General features: G+C 72.9%; 13 protein-coding genes. 9 read left to right on the forward strand and 4 right to left on the reverse strand.

Annotation, left to right across the window (positions count from 1 at the left end):
* Nucleotides 1–21: 21 nt before the first annotated feature.
* The 4 genes from D9753_RS23860 (at nt 22) to D9753_RS23875 (ending at nt 5,656) form a co-directional block, all read left to right on the forward strand.
* Nucleotides 22–867 carry a DegV family protein gene (locus D9753_RS23860; protein ID WP_121788848.1) on the forward strand — a complete coding sequence of 282 codons (846 nt, stop codon included), beginning with the start codon at nt 22–24 and terminating at the stop codon, nt 865–867.
* A 559-nt stretch (nt 868–1,426) separates the two neighbouring features.
* Nucleotides 1,427–2,311, forward strand: a complete 885-nt coding sequence (locus D9753_RS23865; protein ID WP_394346742.1) for a helix-hairpin-helix domain-containing protein — start codon at nt 1,427–1,429, stop codon at nt 2,309–2,311.
* A 113-nt stretch (nt 2,312–2,424) separates the two neighbouring features.
* A complete protein-coding gene (locus D9753_RS23870) occupies nt 2,425–5,346 on the forward strand; it encodes a ComEC/Rec2 family competence protein (RefSeq protein WP_240468266.1) in 2,922 nt (973 codons plus the stop codon).
* Between the two features lie 64 nt (nt 5,347–5,410).
* The gene (locus D9753_RS23875; protein WP_121788850.1) at nt 5,411–5,656 is read left to right on the forward strand and encodes a hypothetical protein; all 246 of its coding nucleotides are present in this window, start codon (nt 5,411–5,413) and stop codon (nt 5,654–5,656) included.
* A gap of 177 nt (nt 5,657–5,833) precedes the next feature.
* Here D9753_RS23875 and D9753_RS23880 read toward each other — a convergent pair whose 3' ends face one another.
* On the reverse strand, nt 5,834–6,205 hold the full coding sequence (locus tag D9753_RS23880; RefSeq protein WP_121788851.1) for a winged helix-turn-helix transcriptional regulator: 372 nt from the start codon (nt 6,203–6,205) through the stop codon (nt 5,834–5,836).
* 84 nt (nt 6,206–6,289) lie between these two features.
* Between D9753_RS23880 and D9753_RS23885 the strand changes: the two genes are divergently transcribed.
* Both D9753_RS23885 and holA read left to right on the forward strand, forming a co-directional pair.
* A complete protein-coding gene (locus D9753_RS23885; protein ID WP_121788852.1) occupies nt 6,290–7,198 on the forward strand; it encodes an NAD(P)-dependent oxidoreductase in 909 nt (302 codons plus the stop codon).
* Between the two features lie 277 nt (nt 7,199–7,475).
* The gene (gene holA / locus D9753_RS23890; RefSeq protein ID WP_205614241.1) at nt 7,476–8,465 is read left to right on the forward strand and encodes a DNA polymerase III subunit delta; all 990 of its coding nucleotides are present in this window, start codon (nt 7,476–7,478) and stop codon (nt 8,463–8,465) included.
* Nucleotides 8,466–8,995: 530 nt separating this feature from the next.
* Here the strand turns inward: holA and rpsT are convergent.
* Complete coding sequence (gene rpsT, locus D9753_RS23895; RefSeq protein WP_121788854.1) at nt 8,996–9,262, reverse strand: 30S ribosomal protein S20; 267 nt, start codon at nt 9,260–9,262, stop codon at nt 8,996–8,998.
* A gap of 225 nt (nt 9,263–9,487) precedes the next feature.
* Here rpsT and lepA point away from each other — a divergent pair, with 225 nt between their 5' ends.
* The 3 genes from lepA (at nt 9,488) to hemW (ending at nt 14,905) form a co-directional block, all read left to right on the forward strand.
* A complete protein-coding gene (lepA, locus tag D9753_RS23905) occupies nt 9,488–11,362 on the forward strand; it encodes a translation elongation factor 4 (protein ID WP_121788856.1) in 1,875 nt (624 codons plus the stop codon).
* Between the two features lie 262 nt (nt 11,363–11,624).
* On the forward strand, nt 11,625–13,499 hold the full coding sequence (locus D9753_RS23910; protein WP_121788857.1) for an AMP-dependent synthetase/ligase: 1,875 nt from the start codon (nt 11,625–11,627) through the stop codon (nt 13,497–13,499).
* Nucleotides 13,500–13,672: 173 nt separating this feature from the next.
* Nucleotides 13,673–14,905 carry a radical SAM family heme chaperone HemW gene (hemW, locus tag D9753_RS23915; protein WP_121788858.1) on the forward strand — a complete coding sequence of 411 codons (1,233 nt, stop codon included), beginning with the start codon at nt 13,673–13,675 and terminating at the stop codon, nt 14,903–14,905.
* Nucleotides 14,906–14,994: 89 nt separating this feature from the next.
* Here hemW and D9753_RS23920 read toward each other — a convergent pair whose 3' ends face one another.
* Nucleotides 14,995–15,798 (reverse strand): DUF3097 domain-containing protein, encoded by an 804-nt coding sequence (locus tag D9753_RS23920; RefSeq protein WP_121788859.1) that lies wholly within the window; start codon nt 15,796–15,798, stop codon nt 14,995–14,997.
* Nucleotides 15,799–15,866: 68 nt separating this feature from the next.
* Nucleotides 15,867–16,589 (reverse strand): MBL fold metallo-hydrolase, encoded by a 723-nt coding sequence (locus D9753_RS23925; protein ID WP_121788860.1) that lies wholly within the window; start codon nt 16,587–16,589, stop codon nt 15,867–15,869.
* Nucleotides 16,590–16,753: the final 164 nt, after the last annotated feature.

Here is a 16,753-nt window from a genome sequence, read left to right on the forward strand (position 1 = left end):
CCGGCAGGTAACCTCCAGCTCATGTCCCGCCATGTCGCGATCGTCACCGATTCAACGGCCTACCTGCCGCCCCGGGCGATGGAGCGTCACGGCATCACCGCGGTCCCGCTGACCGTGGTCCTCGGCGACCGCGCCCTGGAAGAGGGCACCGAGATCTCCACCCGCTCCCTCGCCCAGGCGCTCCAGAAACGGCGCTCCGTCACCACCTCCCGCCCCAGCCCCCAGGTGTTCGCGGAGACCTACCGCCGGGTCGCCGCGTCCGGCGCGGACGGGATCGTCTCCCTGCACCTGTCCGCCGAGCTGTCCGGCACCTACGACGCGGCCGTCCTCGCCGCACGCGAGGCGCCGGTGCCCGTGCGGGTGGTGGACACCGGCATGGTCGCCATGGCGCTCGGTTTCTGCGCGCTCACCGCGGCCGAGACCGCGGCGGCGGGCGGCACCGCGGACGAGGCCGTCACGGCCGCCGAGAAACGGGCCGCGGGCACCTCCGCCTTCTTCTACGTCGACACCCTCGACTATCTGCGCCGAGGCGGCCGCATGGGAGCAGCGCAGGCCCTCCTCGGTTCCGCGCTCGCCGTCAAGCCCCTGCTCCAGCTCGAGGGGGGCCGTATCGAGCTGCTGGAGAAGGTGCGTACGGCGTCCAGGGCGATCGCGCGCCTGGGGGAACTCGCCGCCGAGCGGGCGGCCGACGCCGAGGTCGACATCGCCGTTCACCACCTCGCCGCCCCGGACCGCGCCGCCGCGCTCGCCGACCGGCTGCGGGTACGTGTCCCCGGGCTGGCCGACCTGCACGTCAGCGAGGTCGGAGCGGTGATCGGCGCACACACCGGCCCCGGGCTGCTGGGCGCGGTCGTCTCACCCCGCTGAGACCGGGCCCGCCGCACCCCCTGCCCCGGTGCGTGGTGGGCGGCGCCGTTTCACCCCTCCGGCTGACGGAGTTGTCCACAATCGGGACGTCATCCACCGGAATCGACCAAGATCATCGCGGGATGGCGGATTGCCTCATCCTCGTCGCATGGCACTTCGATCACGTCCACGCACGGCGACGCCCACCAGCGGCCCCGGCCGCTCTCCGACCTCCGACGGCCGCGTCCGCCACCGCCGCCCCACCGGCCACGCCCACAGCGGCACTCGCCACCGCCCGCCCGCACCGGCGGAGGAACTGCGCCGCCGCGCGGAACTCCTCTTCGGTGAACGCGCCACATCGTGGCGGGAGTCGGGAAACGCACCGCCGGATCCGCCCGGGTCCGTGCGGACGGCAACGGCGACAGCGACGACAGCGACGACAGCGACGACAGCGACGACGACGGCGACAGCGACGAGGACGGCGACGGGACCGGCACCAGGCCTCGCCCGGGCGACGACCTGGTCCGCGAAGACACCGGGACGGGCCACGGCACCCGCCCCGGCCGAGGGGGCGGCTCCGGTGCGAGGCATCGCCCTGGAACCCCAACGGACCGCTGGGGGCGGCCCGTCGGAGGCGGAAGACCCGCAGGACCCGGAGGACCCGCAGCACCCGTGGGAGTCGGGCGAGTCGGAGGACTTGGGGGATGTCGGGGACTCGGTGGACGCGGTTCCGGGCCGGCGGGAGCGGGCCGGGCTGGCACTGCGGGAACGGATGCCGGTATGGCTCCAGGCGCGGTACGCGGTGGAGCGCCGGGGAGTCCTGGCGCTCACCGTGCTGCTCGTGGCCGCCGCCGTCTTCGCCGTGCAGCACTTCTGGGCGGCCCGCCCCCAGCCCGTGAGCGCGCCTCAGGTGGTGCGTGCGCACCCGTCGTCCGCCCAGAAGAACGCGGAGGCCACGGCCGGGGTGGGCGGCGGTCCGTCGGCGACATCGGGCGCGGAGATCGTCGTGGACGTCAGCGGCAAGGTCCGCGAGCCGGGGATCAGACGGCTGCCGGCCGGTGCCCGGGTGGCCGACGCGCTGCGGGCGGCGGGCGGCGTCCGGCCGGGTGTGAGCACGGAGGGACTCAATCGCGCCCGTTTCCTGGTCGACGGCGAACAGATCGTCGTCGGCATCTCGGGGGCCGTGGCCGGAGCCGGGGCCGCCGCCCCGCCCGGCCGGGCCACCGGAGTGCTCACAGGCCCGCTCCCCGGACCGGCGGGCGCGGGCCCCACGTCGCCGGTTCCCCTCAACACCGCCACCGCGGACCAGCTCGACGCCCTGCCCGGCGTCGGCCCGGTGCTGGCCCAGCACATCATCGACTACCGCACCCAGCACGGCGGTTTCCGCTCGGTGGACGAGCTGCGCCAGGTCAACGGCATCGGCGACCGCCGCTTCACCGATCTGCGCGACCTGGTACGGCCATGAACGGCACACCGGAGGAGGCGCGTGCGCGTGCCGTCCCCGAAGGGCCGGAAGGAGCCGAAGGAACCGGGGGATCCGGGGGGTCCGGGGGGTCCGAGAAGTCGGCGATCGCGGACATGGGCGGAACGGACCCCCTGGACCTGCGCCTGGTACCGCCCGCGCTCGCGGCCTGGGCCACAGCGGCCCTGACCCTGGACGCACCTCCGGCCTGGACCGTCGCGATCGTGGTCGTCTGCCTGGCCGGCGGAATCGCCCTGCTGTCGGTGCGGCGGCCGGCCCGGCCCGGACGGAACGGCCTGGCCGACCGCACGGCGGGGAACACCGGCCCGGCACGGACGGGGCGAACGGCGATGGCCGGACGGGCACTGCCGGGGCCAACGGTGACTTCGGTGCCGGTGCCGGTGCCGGTGCGGCTGCGGGCGCCGGTGGGGGTGCCGGGCGGGTGGGAACCGGCGCCGGGTGGGCGAGGGGTGGTTCTCCGGCGGGCTGTGCGTGAGGGGGACGGGCCGTGGGTGCGTGGCCGGTTCGGCTGGGCCCGTGCCGCCGTCGCCGCGGTGTTGCTCTGCGCCGCGGCGGCGGCCGTTTCCGCGGGGTTGCACGGGGCGGACGTCCGGCGTGGCCCGGTACCCGAGCTGGCCCGGCGGTCCGCGACCGTGACCGCCGAGATCGAGATCACCGGCGATCCCTGGCTGAGCGGGCCACGGGTGCGGGGCGACCACGCGGCGCCCGTGGCGGTGCTGGCCCGGGCGGAGGTGCGCGTCGTCGAGGACACCGACGGGAAGCGTGTGCGGACACGAACCCCCGTGCTGCTGATCGTCGACACGGACGTCCCGGCACCCGAGGGAAGCGCGGGGGACGACCACGTTCCCGCACCACCGGCCGCCGGACGCGAGGGAGCCGGAGACGAAGAGTCCGCCGGAGACGACAGGCCCGCCGGAGACGACAGGCCCGCCGGAGACGACAGGCCCGCCGGAGACGAGAAGTCCGCCGGACACGACAGGCCCACCGGCGGCGCGGGGCCCGTCGAAGGTGAAAGGCCCGCCGGGCGTGCGGCCTGGCTCGGGCTGACGCCGTCCACGCGGCTGCGGGTGAGCGGGCGGCTGGCGCCCGCGCTGACGGACGGCGACCGTACGGCGGCCGTGCTGCGGGTGCGCGGCCGGCCCGAGCCGCGCGTCGTAGCGGGGCCGAACGGGCCGCAACGACTGGCGGCGCGGCTCAGGGCCGGCCTGCGGAAGGCGACCGACGGCCTGCCCGCGGACGCGCGGGCACTGCTGCCAGGGCTGGTCGTCGGGGACACCTCACGGATCACGCCCGAGCTGGACGACGCCTTCGACAGGACGGACCTGGCGCACACGCTCGCCGTCTCCGGCAGCAACCTCACCATCCTGCTCGCGCTGCTCATCGGGCCGCCGGGCCTGGCCCGCCGGGCCGAGCGCCGTGGACTGGCCCCGCGGCTGGGTCTCTCACTGCGGGCGACGGCCCTGCTCGCGGGAGCGCTGACGCTGGTCTTCGTGATGGTGTGCCGGCCCGACCCCAGCGTTCTGCGGGCCGCCGCCTGCGGTGCGGTCGCCCTGCTCGCCCTGGCCACCGGGCGCCGCGGATCACTCGTACCGGCGCTGGCCACTGCCGTCCTGCTGCTGGTGCTCTACGACCCGTGGCTGGCGCGCAGTTACGGCTTCCTGCTGTCCGTCCTGGCCACCGGCGCCCTGCTGGTGCTGGCGCCCGGCTGGAGCGCGGCGCTGCGGCGGCGCCGGGTGCCGCCGCGGCTCGCCGAGGCCCTGGCGGCGGCAGCCGCCGCGCAGGCGGTGTGCGCGCCGGTCGTGGTGGTGCTGTCGGCGCGGGTGAGCCTGGTGGCGGTGCCGTGCAACCTGCTGGCCGAGGTGGCGGTGGCACCGGCCACGGTGCTGGGGTTCGCGGCGCTCGTGACGGCGCCGGTGGTGATGCCGGTGGCCAGGGGGCTGGCCTGGTGCGCGAGTTGGCCCGCCGGCTGGATCGCGGGGGTGGCCCGCACCGGGGCCGCGCAGCCCGGCGCGGGTGTGGACTGGCCGGGGAGCTGGCCCGGCGCGCTGCTGCTCGCCGTGGTCACCGTGGCGGTCGTCCTGGCCGGCCGGAGACTGGTGCGGCACCCGTGGTGGTGCGGGCTGCTCGGGCTGCTGCTCGTGTTGCTGGTGACGCGGCCGGCACCGCTGACCCGGGTGATCACGGGCTGGCCGCCGCCGGGCTGGCGGTTCGCGATGTGCGATGTCGGACAGGGAGACGCGACCGTGCTGGCGGCGGGCGACGGCGCGGGGGTGGTCGTGGACGCCGGACCCGATCCGGTGCTGGTCGACCGGTGCCTGACACAGCTCGGCATCACGCGGATCCCCCTCCTGGTGCTCACCCACTTCCACGCCGACCACGTCGCGGGACTGCCCGGCGTCCTGCGGGGCCGCTCGGTGGCCGCGATCGAGACCACCGGGTTCGCGGAACCGGCCGCACAGGCCGAGTTCGTCAGGAGCGAGGCAGCCGAACGGCACATCCCGGTCACGACGGCCGTCGCGGGAGAGGAGCGGCGCGCCGGGCCGCTCGCCTGGCGGGTCCTGTGGCCGCCGGAGAGCCCGCGGTCTCCCACCGGCGGGCGCGCGTCACCCGCCCGGCCGGACGCACTCCCGCAACCGGAGGGACCGAACGACGCCAGTGTGGCCCTGCTCGTACGTACCGGCGGGCTGCGGCTGCTGTTGCTCGGAGATCTGGAACCTCCCTCCCAGCAAGCGCTGTTGCGGTCCCCGGCGGCGGCCGGACTGGCCGGGGTGGACGTCCTGAAGGTGGCCCATCACGGCTCGGCCCACCAGGACCCGGAACTGATACGGCTCGCGGCACCCCGGGTGGCCCTCGTCTCCGCCGGCGCCGACAACCCGTACGGTCACCCGGCACCGACGACCGTGGCGGCGCTGCGGGCCGGCGGCGCGGTGGTGCTGAGCACGGACCGGGACGGCGCGCTCGCGGTGGGCGGCACCGGAGGGACGGACGGGGAGGTACGGGTGACGAGAGCGCGCTGAGAGGGGTTGGGCGGGGGTCTGACCTGGCGCTTCGGGGGGTGGCCCGGTGTCGGAGAATAGGGCCGTGAGCGATGTGAGACACGTGCTGGTGCTGCCCGACCGTGACGCCGCCGAGGAGGTGACTGAGGCGCTCAGGGAACGGTTCGGGACCGACGAGGAACCGCGGCTCGTCCGGGACGCCCTGGCCGGTGAGGACGACGCCGAGGACGCCCAGTGGCTGGTGCTCCTGCGCGACGAGAACGAGCGCCTCGACCCCGCCGAGCTGGACGCGTTCGCGGGGGAGTGGGACGGCTGGCGCGAGGAGCCGTGACCCTCACGGCGGTCCCCGTCCGCCCGGCGCCGTGCCGTACGGGGGCACAGCGGACGTGAGGGGTAGCTCCGGTGTCGACCGGGACGCGCCGCTGGCGCGGCCCTTGACTCTCGCCCCGAACCCAGGAGCCCTGTCGGGCGAACCGCCCGCCCGCCGGCCGAGCGCGCGCTGGAATGCTCAGCCTTGTGAGGCCTCGGCCACGTCGACCGCTTCGAAGCCTTCGCGACGCATCCGCTCAACTCCCCAGGCGCCGAGCGGCCCGAGCGCTTGATTGAGGGTGCGCCCGTGTTCAGTCAGGGAGTACTCCACCCGCGGCGGCACCTCGGCGTGAACCTCCCGGTGCACGAGACCGTCCGCCTCCATCTCACGCAGGTGCTGCGTCAGCATCTTCTCGCTCACTCCCGGCAGACCGCGACGCAGCTCAGCGAAGCGGCGTACGCGGCGGGCCTCGAGTTCCCAGAGGATCAGTCCCTTCCACTTGCCGCTCACCACGTCGAGCGCAGCGTCGATGCCACAGATGTAAGGCCCGCATCTCGGCGCCTTGGCCATCACTGACCCCCCTTACGAAAAGGTAAGTACCGCAGAAAATAGTGGGTACTTCCGACACTAGCGGCGCTCTCCGAGCATGGAGGCATGAACGAACAACAGAACCGCACCACCAGGCAGAACAGCGCTGTCACCGTGATCGGGCTCGGCCCTATGGGCCAGGCGATGACCCGCACCCTCCTCGGCGCCGGCCACCCGGTCACCGTCTGGAACCGCACCGCCAGTCGGGCCGACGGCGTCGTCACCGACGGCGCGACGCTCGCGGCGACACCCGGTGAGGCGGTCGAAGCGAGTGACCTCGTGGTCCTCAGCCTCACCGACTACCAGGCGATGTACGACGTCCTCGGCAGCGCCACCGGATCGCTCGCCGGCCGGACGCTGGTCAACCTGAGTTCCGACACCCCCGACCGCACACGCGAGGCGGCGAACTGGGCAGCCGGCCACGACGCCACCTTCCTCACCGGGGGTGTCATGGTTCCCGCGCCGATGGTCGGTACGCAGGCGGCCTATGTCTACTACAGCGGTTCCGACCAGGCGATGGCGAGCCACCTGGCGACGTTGGCACTGCTCGGCACGCCCAAGTACCTGGGCAAGGACCCGGGTCTCGCCCAGATGATGTACCAAGCCCAGCTCACGGTGTTCCTCACCACCCTGTCCGGACTGATGCACGCCACCGCGATGCTGGGCACCGCGGGGATGAAAGCCGAGGAAGCACTGCCGGAGTTGCTCTCCTCCGCCGAATCGATCGGCGACATCCTGAGGGCGGGTGAAGAGAACCCCGGTGCCGCACTCGATGCCGGAGAGCATCCCGGCGACCTCAGCACGGTGACCATGATGGGTGCGACGTCCGACCACATCGTCGAGACCAGCACCTCGCTCGGCCTCGACCTCGCGCTCCCACTGGCCGTGCAGGCCCACTATCGACGCGCGATCATGGACGGTCATGGCAGCGACAACTGGACCCGCATCATCGACAGCATCCGAGAGACGCGCTGATCAAACGCGGGACCGATGAGCTCACTCGCGACGGCGACGCCGCCCTGACCCGCCGCTCGCTCGCACCCTCGGCGGATTCCGGCCCGGCTCGGAGCGTGACCACGCCGATTCCACGACCCCACCCGGGCCGTGGTGACGGCGTCGCCCTCACCGGTGTGGACCACGTCGGGCTGACGAACTCATGGATGCGCCCTGAGGCCGGATCGGGGTCGGGTCGGGGGCCGGTCAGGGGCTTCGGGCCGGTTCGGTGTCGGTGGCACGTGGGATGCTTGAGGCGATGGCCAGGAAAACTGCGAATGACGCCCCTCTCGCCCCGGTGACCCTTGCCGTGGGCCAGGAGGATCTCCTGCTCGACCGTGCCGTGCGGGAGGTGGTGGCCGCCGCGAGGGCCGCCGACGCCGACACGGACGTACGTGACCTGACCCCGGACCAGCTACAGCCCGGCACCCTCGCCGAGCTGACCAGCCCGTCGCTCTTCGCCGAGCGCAAGGTCGTGGTCGTACGCGATGCGCAGGACCTGTCCGCCGACACGGTCAAGGACGTGAAGGCGTACCTCGGTTCGCCCGCCGAGGAGATCACCCTCGTGCTGCTGCACGCCGGCGGCGCCAAGGGCAAGGGGCTGCTGGACGCCGCGCGCAAGGCCGGTGCGCGGGAGGTGGCCTGCCCGAAGATGACCAAGCCGGCTGACCGACTGGCCTTCGTGCGGGGGGAGTTCCGCTCGACCGGGCGATCGGCCACCCCGGAGGCCTGCCAGGCGCTCTGCGACGCCATCGGGAGCGATCTGAGGGAGTTGGCCTCGGCCGTGTCGCAGTTGGTGGCCGACGTGGAGGGCACGATCGACGAGGCGGTCGTCGGGCGGTACTACACCGGGCGGGCCGAGGCATCCAGCTTCACGGTCGCCGACCGGGCCGTGGAGGGGCGCACGGCGGAGGCGCTGGAGGCGCTCAGGTGGTCGCTGGCGACGGGGGTCGCCCCCGTGCTGATCACCAGTGCGCTGGCGCAGGGCGTACGGGCGATCGGGAAGCTGTCATCCGCGCGCGGGGGACGGCCGGCCGAGCTGGCGCGCGAGCTGGGGATGCCGCCGTGGAAGATCGACCGGGTCCGGCAGCAGATGCGGGGATGGACGCCCGACGGTGTCGCCCTGGCGATGCGCGCGGTCGCCGAGGCCGACGCGGGTGTGAAGGGCGGCGGCGACGACCCGGAGTACGCCCTGGAGAAGGCGGTCGTGACGATCGCCCGGGCGGCGCGGTCCAGGGGCCGGGGCTGAGAGGACGCGGACCGTGCCGGCCGGAGACCCGGGCCGGCGACCGGCGGTCAGGCCGGTGACCACGGACCCGGTCGCCATGGACCCGGCGGTGGGAGAGGCGGCGGATCCGGTCACTCCGGGACCGGACGCCAGGCCGGATGAGCCGGCCCGCCGGGGAGCACGGCCCAGCCCCCGGGGAGGGGAGCACAGCCCCGCCCGGTGAGCACAGCCCCGCCCCCGGTGAACACAGCCTCCGCTGCCCGCTGCCCGCTGCCCGCTGCCCGCTGCCCGGCGGAAACCCGGCTGGTCGGCGCACCCGGCTGACCGCCGGACCCCGCGGTGACGAGCCCCATAGGGCTCCAGGGCCCCGCACATGCCGAAGGCCCCGGTGGCCGCCCTGGGGAAGGGTGGCCACCGGGGCCTTGGGATCAAGCTTGTGAGCCCGTACCCGCGTGGCGAACGCAGGCCGCGTACAGGCTCGGGATGCCGGACGGGAGCGGAGAGAGAGGGCCCGCTCTGGGTCCTTCCGGCGGTCAGATCAGAGAGGAGGTTCAGCCCTTGAGGGACGTGACCTTGGAAGCGAGCGCCGACTTCTTGTTGGCAGCCTGGTTCTTGTGGATGACGCCCTTCGAGACGGCCTTGTCGAGCGCACGCGCAGCCGCGCGCTGGAGCTCGGTGGCCTTCTCGACGTCACCCGCGGCAGCGGCCTCGCGAGCCTTGCGGACCGCGGTCTTCAGGGAGGACTTGACGGCCTTGTTGCGCAGCCGGGCCTTCTCGTTGGTCTTGATCCGCTTGATCTGGGACTTGATGTTCGCCACGAAGGAGCCTTTTCAGGTTCAGGAGCGGGGCCGCACGGGTCCCGCTCCGGTGATCCAAACTTGTCTGTCGTGCCTCGCGCCGAGAGGGCATGAGGCACAGCCATCTACAGTACCAGTGGCCCTCCGGGCGGCCCAAAACGGCTCCCGGTCCCTCCCCGTGGGACCATGGAGACTACGTATCGATCCGACCCGAGGCATAAGGCGCCTCAAGAGACAGGACCCTGCGTGCCCGCGACCCCTAACCATGTGCCCGAGCCGAGCCGTACCGACCCGGCTCAGATCCGCAACTTCTGCATCATCGCGCACATCGACCACGGCAAGTCCACGCTCGCCGACCGGATGCTCCAGCTCACCGGTGTGGTCGAGCAGCGGCAGATGCGTGCTCAGTACCTCGACCGGATGGACATCGAGCGCGAGCGCGGCATCACGATCAAGTCCCAGGCGGTGCGTCTGCCCTGGGCCCCGACCGAGGGCCCCGACCAGGGCACGACGCACATCCTCAACATGATCGACACCCCGGGGCACGTCGACTTCACCTACGAGGTCTCGCGGTCGCTGGCCGCCTGCGAGGGGACCGTCCTCCTTGTCGACGCCGCCCAGGGCATCGAGGCGCAGACCCTCGCCAACCTCTACCTGGCGATGGAGAACGACCTCACGATCATCCCGGTGCTGAACAAGATCGACCTGCCGGCCGCGCAGCCGGAGAAGTTCGCCGAGGAGCTGGCGAACCTGGTCGGCTGTGACCCGGACGACGTGCTGAAGGTCTCCGCGAAGACCGGTATCGGCGTGGACGCGCTGCTGAACAAGGTCGTCAAGGAGATCCCGGCGCCGGTCGGGGTGGCCGACGCGCCCGCCCGCGCGATGATCTTCGACTCGGTCTACGACTCCTACCGCGGTGTCGTGACGTACGTCCGTGTCATCGACGGCCAGCTCAACCGGCGCGAGCGCATCAGGATGATGTCGACGGGCGCCACCCACGAGCTGCTGGAGATCGGCACCAACTCGCCCGAGATGCTGCCGGCGGACGGCCTCGGCGTCGGCGAGGTGGGCTATCTGATCACCGGTGTGAAGGACGTCCGCCAGTCCAAGGTCGGTGACACCGTCACCAGCCAGCACAAGGGCGCCACCGAGGCGCTCGGCGGCTACAAGGACCCGAAGCCGATGGTCTTCTCGGGTCTGTATCCGCTCGACGGCTCGGACTACCCGGAGCTGCGCGAGGCGCTGGACAAGCTGCAGCTCAACGACGCGGCCCTGGTCTACGAGCCGGAGACCTCCGCCGCCCTCGGCTTCGGCTTCCGCGTCGGCTTCCTCGGCCTGCTCCACCTCGACGTGATCCGGGAGCGGTTGGAGCGCGAGTTCGGCCTCGACCTGATCGCCACCGCCCCGAACGTGGTCTACCGCGTGATCCTGGAGGACGGCAGCGAGATCACGGTCACCAACCCCAGCGAGTTCCCCGAGGGGAAGATCGAGCAGGTCTTCGAGCCGGTCGTGCGGGCCACGGTCCTCGCGCCCACGGAGTTCATCGGCGCGATCATGGAGCTGTGCCAGACCCGGCGCGGCACTCTGCTCGGCATGGACTACCTCTCCGAGGACCGCGTCGAGATCCGCTACACCCTCCCGCTCGCCGAGATCGTCTTCGACTTCTTCGACCAGCTCAAGTCCAAGACGCGCGGTTACGCCTCGCTGGACTACGAGCCCACGGGTGAGCAGAGCAGCTCGCTGGTCAAGGTCGACATCCTGCTGCACGGCGACAAGGTGGACGCCTTCTCGGCGATCACCCACAAGGACCAGGCGTACGCGTACGGCGTGCGGCTCGTCGCCAAGCTCAAGGAGCTGATCCCGCGGCAGAACTTCGAGGTGCCGGTGCAGGCCGCCATCGGCTCCCGGGTGATCGCCCGTGAGACCATCCGCGCCATCCGCAAGGACGTCCTCGCCAAGTGCTACGGCGGTGACATCTCCCGGAAGCGGAAGCTGCTGGAGAAGCAGAAGGAAGGCAAGAAGCGGATGAAGATGGTGGGTTCCGTGGAGGTTCCTCAGGAAGCCTTCATCGCCGTCCTGTCCAGCGATGACAGCGCGGGGCCGGCCAAGGGCAAGAAGTAACCAGAGGTAACAGCGGGTTACGTCCGCAAACCGGGCACTCGGGGGCTCGCCGTGCGAAAGCGCGGCGGGCCCCCGCGCGTGCGGAGCGTCACGATGAGGGGAAAGTGACAGGCCGATGCCCCTTACGCAGCGGCCGGTCGCGCCTTACTCTGATCCCTGCTCGATAGTTACTCGCGAGTTAAACAAGCAACCCGAACCCCCACCGTGAGTTAATCCAGCCGCACCCAGTTCGCCGCACCGTCGCGGGCCCCCGGAGGATGTCGTGAGCGACACACAGACCCTGATCGAGACCCGTCCGCCGTCCGTGGCGGCCCTCTTCCTGGAGCGCGTCGCGGCCACACCGGACGCCGAGGCCTACCGGTACCCCGTACCGCCGGCCTCCGGCCAGGGCCCCGACGACTGGAAGTCGCTGAGCTGGGCCCAGGCGGCCGACCGGGTGCACGCGATCGCGGCCGGTCTCATCGACCTGGGCATCCAGCCCGAGCAGCGGGTGGCGCTCGCCTCCTCCACCCGCGTCGAGTGGATCCTCGCCGACCTGGGCATCATGTGTGCCGGCGGCGCCACCACCACCGTCTACCCGCAGACCAACGCCGACGAGTCCGCGTTCATCCTGTCGGACTCCGAGAGCCGGGTGCTGATCGCCGAGGACGCGGCCCAGCTCGCCAAGGCCGTGGAGAAGCGCGCCGAGCTGCCCGCCCTGACCAAGGTCGTGGTCGTCGACCCGGCCGGTGTCGAGACGAACGACTGGGTGACCACCCTCGCCGAGCTGGAGGAGCGCGGCAACGCCTACCTGGAGAGGCACCCGCAGCTCATCAAGGAGCGGGTCGGCGCGATCACCAGGGACCAGCTCGCCACCCTCATCTACACCTCCGGCACCACCGGCCGGCCCAAGGGCGTGCGCCTGCCGCACGACAACTGGGCGTACATGGCGCGGGCGATCGCGGCGACCGGCCTGGTCACCGTCGACGACGTGCAGTACCTGTGGCTGCCGCTCGCGCACGTCTTCGGCAAGGTGCTCACCTCCGGGCAGATCGAGGTCGGGCACGTCACCGCCGTCGACGGCCGCGTCGACAAGATCATCGAGAACCTTCCGGTGGTGCGGCCGACGTACATGGCGGCCGTGCCGCGCATCTTCGAGAAGGTGTACAACGGCGTCGCGGCCAAGGCCCGCGAGGGCGGCGCGGCGAAGTACAAGATCTTCCAGTGGGCGGCCCAGGTCGCCCGCGAGTACGCCAAGGCCAGCCAGGACAACTTCCGGCGCACCGGCACCGCCTCCGTGCCCTTCGGCCTCGCCACCCGGCACAAGGTCGCCGACACCCTCGTCTACGGCAAGCTCCGCGAGGCCTTCGGCGGCCGGCTGCGCGCCTGTGTCTCCGGCGCCTCCGCGCTCTCCCCGGAGATCGGTTTCTTCTTCGCCGGCGCCGGCATCCACATCCTGGAGGGCTACGGCCTCACGGAGACCTCCGCCGCGTCCTTCGTCAACCCCGGCGAGGCCTACCGCACCGGCACGGTCGGCAAGCCGCTGCCCGGCACCGAGGTGCGCATCGCCGACGACGGCGAGATCCTGCTGCGCGGCCCCGGCATCATGGAGGGCTACCACCAGCAGCCCGGGAAGACCGCCGAGGTGCTGGAGTCCGACGGCTGGTTCCACACCGGCGACATCGGTGAACTCTCGCCCGACGGCTATCTGCGCATCACCGACCGCAAGAAGGACCTCATCAAGACCTCCGGCGGCAAGTACGTCGCGCCGGCCGAGGTCGAGGGCCAGTTCAAGGCGGTGTGCCCGTACGTCTCCAACATCCTCGTGCACGGCGCCGACCGGAACTACTGCACCGCCCTGATCACCCTGGACGAACTCGCGATCCAGGACTGGGCGAAGGACAACGGCCTGGAGGGCAGGCCGTACGCGGAGATCGTCGCCGCGCCGCAGACGGTGGAGATGGTCGACGGCTACGTCCGGCAGCTCAACAGCGGGCTCCAGCGCTGGCAGACCATCAAGAAGTTCCGGCTGCTGCCCCGCGACCTCGACGTGGAGCACGGCGAGATCACGCCGAGCCTGAAGCTGAAGCGGCCGGTGGTGGAGCGGGAGTACCGGCACCTCATCGACGAGATGTACGCGGGGACGCGGGAGCAGTAGGGGACGGCGGAGCGGACCCGCGGCCCGGCCCACGCCCGGTGGCGGCGGCCTGCCCGACGCCACCCCGGCACCCCGGGCTGCGGCAGGCCACCCTCGTACGCCCGGACGCAACGCCCGGCCCGCCCCGCCCGCTCCAGCCGGAGTGGCCGTCGGGGTGCGGGACAATGGGGGACATGCCTTCCGCACTTCCCGACGGCGAGCCCGTCCCCGCCGACGGTGCGCTGCCCGCGCACGCGCTCGCCGGGGCCGGCGAGCGCCCGCTCGGTTTCTACCTCCACGTGCCGTACTGCGCGACCCGCTGCGGCTACTGCGACTTCAACACCTACACCGCGACCGAGCTGCGCGGCACCGGCGGGGTCCTCGCCTCCCGGGACAACTACGCCGAGACGCTGACCGACGAGATCCGGCTGGCCCGCAAGGTGCTGGGCGACGATCCGCGCGAGGTCCGCACGGTCTTCGTCGGCGGCGGTACGCCGACCCTGCTCGCCGCCGGCGACCTGGTACGGATGCTGACCGCGGTCCGCGACGAGTTCGGTCTCGCGCCGGACGCGGAGGTCACGACGGAGGCGAACCCGGAATCGGTCGGCCCGGAGTACCTCGCCGCCCTCCGGGAGGGCGGGTTCAACCGGATCTCCTTCGGCATGCAGAGCGCCAGGCAGCACGTACTGAGGGTCCTCGACCGCACCCACACCCCCGGCCGGCCCGAGGCGTGCGTGGCGGAGGCCAGGGCGGCGGGCTTCGAGCACGTCAACCTGGACCTGATCTACGGCACCCCGGGGGAGTCGGACGACGACTGGCGGGCCTCCCTGGAGGCGGCCCTGGGCGCGGGCCCCGATCATGTCAGCGCGTACGCGCTCATCGTCGAGGAGGGCACCCGGCTCGCCGGCCGGGTCCGCCGGGGCGAGATCCCGATGACGGACGACGACGTCCACGCCGACCGCTATCTGATCGCCGAGGAGATGCTGGGCGCGGCCGGCTTCGACTGGTACGAGGTCTCCAACTGGGCCACCTCCCCGGCGGCCCGCTGCCTGCACAACGAGCTGTACTGGCGGGGCGCCGACTGGTGGGGCGCCGGACCGGGCGCGCACAGCCACGTGGGCGGCGTGCGCTGGTGGAACGTGAAGCACCCGGGCGCGTACGCGGCGGCGCTGGCCTCGGGGCGGTCGCCGGGCGCGGGCCGGGAGCTGCTGTCCGACGAGGACCGCCGGGTCGAGCGCGTCCTGCTGGAGCTGCGGCTGCGCGAGGGCGTACCGCTGGATCTGCTCCGGGCCCAGGGGCTCGCGGCGGCGCGCCGGGCCCTGGCCGACGGACTGCTGCGGGAGGGGCCGTACGAGGAGGGGCGCGCCGCGCTGACCCTGCGCGGTCGGCTGCTGGCGGACGCGGTGGTGCGGGACCTGGTCGACTGACCCCCACGGCGGGCGCGGCCGGCACGGACCCTGGTGGACCGGCCTCGCACGGGCGCGGTCACGAGGTCGATCAGCTCCTCGAACGGCCCTCACGCGGGCGCGGTCACGAAGTCGATCAGCTCCTCGACCCGTCCCAGCAGCTCAGGCTCCAGGTCCTTGTACGACCGCACCCGCGCCAGGATCCCCTGCCAGACCGCGCCCGTGTTCTCCGGCCAGCCCAGTGCCCGGCACACCCCCGTCTTCCAGTCCTGGCCGTGCGGCACCGTCGGCCAGGCCGGGATGCCCACGGCGGACGGCTTCACCGCCTCCCAGACGTCGATGTACGGGTGTCCGACGACGAGCGCGTGCTCGCTGGTCACCGACTGTGCGATGCGCCACTCCTTGGTGCCGGGCACCAGGTGGTCCACGAGCACGCCCAGCCGGGCGTCCGGGCCCGGCGCGAACTCGGCGACGATCGCCGGCAGGTCGTCCACGCCCCCCAGGTACTCCACCACCACGCCCTCGACGCGCAGGTCGTCGCCCCACACCTTCTCGACCAGTTCGGCGTCGTGCCGGCCCTCGACGTAGATGCGGCCGGCGCGGGCCACGCGCGCGCGTGCGTCCGGGACGGCGACCGAGCCGGACGCCGTGCGGGTGGGGCGTACCGGCCCCGACGGCGGCCGTACGAGGGTCACCGCGCGGCCCTCCAGCAGGAAGCCGTTCGGCTGGAGCGGGAAGACCCGGTGCTTGCCGGAACGGTCCTCCAGGGTCACCGTGCCGGCCTCGCAGCGGATCACCGCCCCGCAGAACCCGCTGCCGGGCTCCTCGACCACCAGGCCCGGCTCGGCCGGCACCTCCGGCACGGGCTTCGGCTTCTTCCACGGCGGGGTCAGGTCGACGGAGTACTGGCGCATTCGGATGACGATAGGAGAAGCCGTACGGCGACGCCCACGACACGCCGGGAACCGGTCGGCGGAGCGGCTCAGCTCACGCCGAAACGGGCGGCCAGGGCGTCCCGTTGACGCCGTACGAAGGCGGCGTCCACCACCGCTCCGTGCCCCGGCACGTACAGCGCGTCCTCGCCGCCGAGCGCCAGCAGCCGGTCCAGCGCGGCCGGCCAGTGCGACGGCACCGCGTCCGGCCCCGCCTGCGGCTCCCCGGACTCCTCCACCAGGTCGCCGCAGAACACCACCTTCGGTGCGCCGGGGACGAGCACGGCGAGGTCGTACGCGGTGTGGCCGGGGCCCACGGCGGCCAGCAGCACCTGCCGGCCGCCGCCCAGGTCGAGGGTCCGCTCGCCGGACACCGGATGGCCGGGCGCGACCAGGGCGTCCACCGCCTCGTCGGCGTCGGCGGCCGGCAGGCCGTTGCCGAGCGCGTCCAGGCGCAGCTCCTCGCGCCGGTGGGCCAGGACCGCGTCCACGCCCACGGCCGCGTACATCTCGGCGCCGGCGAACGCTGACGCCCCGAGGACATGGTCGAAATGGGGATGGGTGAGCGCGAGATGGGTCACACGGCCGCCGGACAGCGCCTCGGCCCGGGACCGCAGCCGCGCCCCCTCCGCCAGGCTCGACCCCGCGTCCACCACCAGCGCCGTCCCCGCGCCCAGTACCAGGCCCGAGGTGCAGTCCCAGCCGGGCAGCCGGCACCGCCCCACCCCGGCGGCCAACCGTTCCCAGCCCAGGTCTTCCCAAGTCACCGTCATAGCGGCGACGCTAGCGCTACGGGTCGGTACGGCGGGCCCGGCCTTGCCCGGTGCATGCCCGGCGGCCGTACACTGGGCCGGGGAAGGCTGGCACTCGCACGGGCGGAGTGCCAGGCGGCCGGCTCGAACGGACGAACGGACGAGGGACGACGTGCTGGAGGTGC

The organism is Streptomyces dangxiongensis (genome assembly GCF_003675325.1).
GTDB classification, from domain to species: domain Bacteria; phylum Actinomycetota; class Actinomycetes; order Streptomycetales; family Streptomycetaceae; genus Streptomyces; species Streptomyces dangxiongensis.